The organism is Streptomyces sp. NPDC002577 (genome assembly GCF_053594815.1).
Genome location: NZ_JBSFWK010000091.1, coordinates 1 through 5,570, shown reverse-complemented (window position 1 = coordinate 5,570; position 5,570 = coordinate 1). Strand labels below are relative to the sequence as shown.

Genomic DNA, 5,570 nt, shown 5'->3' with positions numbered 1-5,570 from the left:
GCCGTGAACCAGACGCTGGACGTGCAGGGTTTCCATGCCGCGATCCAGTCCGTCTTCGACATCCACCAGACCGGCCACGGCAACGCGCTGAGCGTTACCGGCTACCCGATCCTCGCGAGACTGGACGAGATGAAGCAGAAGCTGCAGTAGGCCGACCGGGGGAGAAAGGGTGGGTCCGGACGGGGAGGGGGCGTCCGGACCCACCATCCGTTGGACGGCCACGGACGGCCACGGACGGCCACGGACGGCCACGCACGGACCGCTCCCCGCGTGTACCGGTGCGTCAGAGCTGAGTCAGGCGCGGCGCCGAACCCTGCCGGAGCAGCAGCGCACCCGCCTCGCGGGTCAGTTCCCGGGCGCTGCCGAGCAGCCCGTCCAGGACGTAGGTGCGCCGTACATGGCCGTGCAGATCGTGCTCGGCTGTGAAGCCGATGCCGCCGAGCACCTGCTGGCAGTGGCGGGCCGCCGTCAGCGCCGCTTCGCCGGCCGCCGCCTTCGCCAGCAGGCAGCCCAGGTCGTCCTCCGCCGCGCGCAGGGTCGCCTCGGCACCCTCGATGGCGACGAGCGTCTCGGCGAGCCGGTGCCGTACGGCCTGGAAGGAGGCCAGGGGACGCCCGAACTGGATGCGGTCCAGGACGTGCGAGCGGGCCAGAGACAGCATCGCCCTGCTGGCGCCCGCCAGCCACCAGCCCAGCGCCCGGCGGCCCTCGGCGAGCGGCACGGGGTTCCCGTCGGCCAGGCGCCGCAGCGGCAGTTCGGGGTCCAGGGGCTGACCGTCCCCGGACGTCTTCGCACCGTCCGTGCGATCCCAGAGCACCCACGTTCCGCCCGCGTACGGCAGCGGGACGGTGGTGCCTGCGGGGAGTCCGGCCGCGTGCAGGATCACGTCGTTGACCAGCGGGGCGTGGGCCCCCGTCTCGCCGAGCAGCCGGAACACCAAGGGGACCGTCCCGTCGGGCATCTCGGTGAGCATCTCGGCCCAGCCCAGTTCCCTCAGCGCGGTGTCCAGGGCGCCGCCCGTGTGCGTCGCCATGGTCTTGCGGAGGGTCTCGGCGAGCAGGTCCAGCTCGGCGGCGTCCACGGTCACGTGGCGGTCACTCCTTCCCCAGGTCGAGCAGGCGGCGGGCGATGATGTTCCGCTGGATCTCGGCGGTGCCGCCGTAGATGGTCGCCGCGCGCGAATACAGGAACTCGGTGCGCCACGGAGTGTCGTCCAGCTCGACGACCCCGGGAAGCAGATCGCGAGCGGTGTCGAAGAGCCGCTGCTCGGCCGTGGCCAGAAGCACCTTGTCGACGGAGGTCTCCGGGCCGAGTCCGGCCCCTTCCGCAAGGCGCCGCTGCGTGGCGTGGGAGCGGCAGCGGACGGTGTGCAGCGCCAGGTAGGCGGCACCGACAGCGGCCTCGTCCTGCTCCTCCGTCTGCGCGAGCAGCCGGTCGAGTCGTGTGTACAGGTGGGCGACGCGATGCCAGAAGCACGTGGAGCGCTCGTGCGGCAGCAGGTCCATCGCCAGTCGCCAGCCGTCGCCGGGGCGGCCCAGCATCCGTTCACCGGGTACGACCACCTCGTCGAAGAACACCTCGGCGAACTCGTCGACGCCGTGCATGGTGCGCAGCGGGCGGACGGTGATGCCGGGAGAATCCATGTCGACGAAGAACGCCGTGATCCCGGCATGGCCGGGCGCGGTACGGGTGAGCAGGACGCAGCGCGAGGCGTACTGGGCGAGGCTCGTCCACACCTTCTGGCCGGTCACCACCCAGTCCTCACCCCGCTGTTCGGCGCGCGTGGACAGTGAGGCGAGGTCGCTGCCGGAGCCGGGCTCGGAGAAACCCTGGCACCACTGCTCGCGCCCGCCGAAAAGCAACGGCACCATCTCGGCGGCGAGTTCCGGACGGGCGTAGGAGATCATCGTCGGGGCGAGGACCTCGATCATCGAGTAGATGCCGGGCTCGGCCAGCCCGCGCGTAGCGACCTCCTCGCCCAGTACGGCGCGCAGGACGGCGGGGCCGCCGAGGCCGCCGACCGAGGCGGGCCAGCCGTAGCGCATCCAGCCCGCCTCGTACAGCGCGCTGCGCACGCGCGCCAGCTGCTCGACCTGTGCGTCGAGGGAGTGGTCCGGGCCGGGCCGCAGGTCGTGGTCGTCGAGCCAGGCCGTCAGGCCCGCCCGGAACTCGGCGACGTTCATGCGCTGTTGCGCTCGAAGGCGTGCGGACGGCCGGAATCGTGGGCTCCGCTGCGGCGGATGAACGTCATCGCGCGAGTGCGCAGCCGCCAGCCGTCGGGGGTACGGAGGTAGGTGTCGTTGTAGTAGCCGATGCGCATGTCGTGCGTGGCGTGGTCGACGAAGCACAGCGGCTGGGTGCCCGTCGCCGTGTCGCCGTCCAGTTCGATCACCGCCGTTCCCGTGAGGAACAGGCCCTTGGGGGCGGCCGCGACCAGTGCGGGGAACTCGTCCAGGGGATACGTGTCGCCGAACGCGCTGTACGTCCCGTCGGGGGTGAAGACCTTGAGCAGGCCGTCGATGTCGCCCTTGGTGATGGTCACCGCGTAGCGGGCGAGCAGCTGGTGTATCTCCATCAGGTCGTCAGTGGACACGGGGCATTCCGTCCTTCCCTACCACGCACCGGACGTCCCGTCGGCAGGCGGGCGTTCTTGGATTCTCTGTAATGAGAACGAGGTTTCCAGTGATGCACTTCAGCGTTTCATGGAGGAGAGGTCGCGTCAACCGCTGCCGGTGGTGGCGCGTCCAGGGTTGGCTGATAGTTCGGTGCGAATGGTTGATTGCCGTGTAGCGAGAAGCTAGTTTCCCTTTATTGAGAGGGTGACTCGGCACCCATGGATCCGTGCCCCGGCCCATGGGTGCCCGTCCGAAAGGAAAACGCCATGACGTCACCGGCCCAGGAACTGCGCCCCGGTCTCCAGCTGGCCAGCACCGTGTGCAGTACCCGGGTGATCGTCGTCCGTGCCCCGGCCGACCACCGGCCGGACGTCACCTGCGGAGGCGGGCCGATGGTTGCGGCGACCTCCGCCAGGCCCGCCCAGTCACCCGAGGGCCCCGAGGCGGCCACGCTCATCGGCAAACGCTACGTGGACGCCGGCGAGACGCTCGAGCTGCTCTGTACCTCCTCCGGATCGGGAACGCTCAGCTGCGACGGCGTCCCGATGACCCTCAAGGCGGCCAAGGCGCTGCCCGCGTCCGACTGAAAGGGACCGACATGCAACGGGACGATCTGATCCTCATCAGCGTCGACGACCACATCATCGAGCCGCCCGACATGTTCGTGAACCACCTGCCGAAGAAGTACCAGGACGACGCTCCGCAGCTCGTCCACCGGGAAGACGGCACGGATGTGTGGCGGTTCAGGGAAACGGTGATACCCAACGCGGCGCTCAACGCGGTCGCGGGGCGGCCCAAGGAGGAGTACGGGCTCGAGCCGCAGGGCCTGGACGAGATCCGGCCCGGCTGTTACGACGTGCATGAGCGCGTCAAGGACATGAACGCGGGCGGGATCCTCGCCTCGATGAACTTCCCGTCCTTCCCCGGCTTCGCGGCACGTCTGTTCGCCACCAACGACTCCGACTTCTCGCTCGCGCTGGTACGCGCCTACAACGACTGGCACATCGACGAGTGGTGCGCGGCCTACCCCGGCCGGTTCATCCCGATGGCGCTGCCCGCGATCTGGGACGCCGAGCTGTGCGCCCAGGAGGTGCGCCGGGTGGCCGCCAAGGGCTGCCATTCGCTGACCTTCACCGAGAACCCGGCGGCGATGGGCTACCCGAGCTTCCACGACCCGTACTGGAACCCGCTGTGGCGGGCGCTGTGCGACACCGACACCGTGCTGTCGGTGCACATCGGGTCCTCGGGGCGGATCGCGGTCCCGGCAGTCGACTCGCCGCCCGACGTGATGATCACCCTCCAGCCGATGAACATCGTCTCGGCGGCGGCCGATCTGCTGTGGTCGCGTCCCGTGAAGGAGTACCCCGACCTGAAGATCGCGCTGTCGGAGGGCGGCACAGGCTGGATCCCGTACTTCCTGGAGCGCGTCGACCGCACCTTCGAGATGCACTCGACGTGGACCCTGCAGGACTTCGGCGGGAAGCTGCCCAGCGAGGTGTTCCGCGAGCACTTCCTGACCTGCTTCATCAGCGACCCGCTCGGTGTGAAGCTGCGCCACGAGATCGGCATCGACAACATCTGCTGGGAGGCGGACTACCCGCACAGCGACTCGATGTGGCCCGGTGCCCCCGAGGAGCTCGGCGAGGTCCTGGAGCGGTTCGAGGTGCCGGACGAGGACACCAACAAGATGACGCACGAGAACGCCATGCGCTGGTACTCCTTCGACCCGTTCCGCCACGTGCCGCGCGAGCAGGCCACCGTCGGGGCGCTGCGACGTGCCGTGGCCGGGCACGACATCAGCATCCAGTCCCGCAGCAAGCGCGTGATCGAGCCGTCCGAGAAGCTGGAGGCGTACCGTTCGCGTGCGCGGGCGGCTGTGGCGGCTGCCAACAAGTAGACCCGCAGCACCGCGCCTTGGGGACCTTGGGAAGCTTCCCCGGCGCCGGGAGACGACACAGCAAGGCGCAGACAGTGCCGCCGCCGTCAGGCGGCGGCACTGCATCGTCGGGCCCGCCCTTGATGAGTTCAACCAGGAGGTATGTCATGGCGAACCACGCCGCCCCGTTCGATCTCACGGGGCGCTCGGCGCTGGTCACGGGAGCGGCCGGCGGGATCGGCGCCGCGGTGGCGAAGGCACTCGCCCGCGCGGGCGCCGCGGTGCTCGTCACCGACATCGACGCCACGGCCGCAGCGGCCACGGCCCAGCAGATCCGGGCCGACGGCGGCAAGGCGGAAAGCGCCGGCCTCGACGTACGCGACAGGGCGGCGGCCGACGACGCGGTGGCCGAGGCGGCGGCGCTCGGAGGCGGGACGCTGCACATCCTCGTCAACAACGCGGGCGTGACGGCGCCCGCCATGTTCGCCGACCTCAAGGAGGACGACGTCCGGCGCCTCATCGACATCCACGTCATGGGCGCCTTCAACTGCGCGCAGGCCGCCCTGGCCCATCTGCCGGCCGACGGCACGGGACGCATCATCAACGTCACCTCGTCCGCCGGCATCACCGGCACACTCGGCCAGGTCAACTACTCCGCGGCGAAGGCCGGCATCATCGGCCTGACGAAGTCCCTCGCCCGCGAACTGGCGCGTAAGCAGATCCTCGTCAACGCGCTCGCACCGCTGGCCGCCACCCCCATGACGGAGACCATCCGCACCAACGAGAAGTTCGCCGCCCCCATGCTCGCCCGCATCCCGCTGGGACGCTGGGCCCAGCCCGAGGAGGTGGCCGGAGCCTTCGTGTTCCTCGCCTCGGACGCCGCCTCGTTCATCACCGGCCAGGTGCTGCCCGTGGACGGTGGCCTGGTGATGTAACACCTCACAGCGCTGAATGACGCGGCGGCCTGCCGAGACCGTTGTCTCGGTGACCGCGTCGTCGCGCCGCGGCTGGGGCGGCTCACCGGCGGCGACCCGGTCCCGGTGGCCGGTGAAGGACCAGCGGTCGCGGGTCCAGCGGTC

The 5,570-nt window shown here is 70.2% G+C and carries 6 protein-coding genes; 3 read left to right on the top strand and 3 right to left on the bottom strand.

Annotation, left to right across the window (positions count from 1 at the left end; all coding sequences use genetic code 11):
* Window positions 1-283 precede the first annotated feature (283 nt).
* Genes ACWD4J_RS43830 through ACWD4J_RS43820 form a run of 3 tightly spaced genes read right to left on the bottom strand, consistent with a single transcriptional unit; the run spans window position 284 to window position 2,593 of the window.
* Complete coding sequence (locus ACWD4J_RS43830) at window positions 284-1,087, bottom strand: acyl-CoA dehydrogenase family protein (protein WP_451401156.1); 804 nt, start codon at window positions 1,085-1,087, stop codon at window positions 284-286.
* 7 nt (window positions 1,088-1,094) lie between these two features.
* A complete protein-coding gene (locus tag ACWD4J_RS43825) occupies window positions 1,095-2,183 on the bottom strand; it encodes an acyl-CoA dehydrogenase family protein (RefSeq protein ID WP_451401155.1) in 1,089 nt (362 codons plus the stop codon).
* The gene (locus ACWD4J_RS43820) at window positions 2,180-2,593 is read right to left on the bottom strand and encodes a nuclear transport factor 2 family protein (RefSeq protein WP_451401154.1); all 414 of its coding nucleotides are present in this window, start codon (window positions 2,591-2,593) and stop codon (window positions 2,180-2,182) included. The genes ACWD4J_RS43825 and ACWD4J_RS43820 overlap by 4 nt, the downstream gene beginning before the upstream one ends.
* 288 nt (window positions 2,594-2,881) lie before the next feature.
* Between ACWD4J_RS43820 and ACWD4J_RS43815 the strand changes: the two genes are divergently transcribed.
* From ACWD4J_RS43815 to ACWD4J_RS43805, 3 genes are all read left to right on the top strand, one after another.
* Entirely contained in the window at window positions 2,882-3,202 is a 321-nt protein-coding gene (locus tag ACWD4J_RS43815; RefSeq protein ID WP_451401153.1) for a hypothetical protein, read from the top strand.
* Window positions 3,203-3,213: 11 nt separating this feature from the next.
* Window positions 3,214-4,512: an amidohydrolase family protein gene (locus tag ACWD4J_RS43810; protein WP_451401152.1), complete on the top strand. Its 1,299-nt coding sequence runs from the start codon at window positions 3,214-3,216 to the stop codon at window positions 4,510-4,512.
* A gap of 146 nt (window positions 4,513-4,658) precedes the next feature.
* The gene (locus ACWD4J_RS43805) at window positions 4,659-5,426 is read left to right on the top strand and encodes an SDR family NAD(P)-dependent oxidoreductase (protein ID WP_451401151.1); all 768 of its coding nucleotides are present in this window, start codon (window positions 4,659-4,661) and stop codon (window positions 5,424-5,426) included.
* Window positions 5,427-5,570 lie beyond the last annotated feature (144 nt).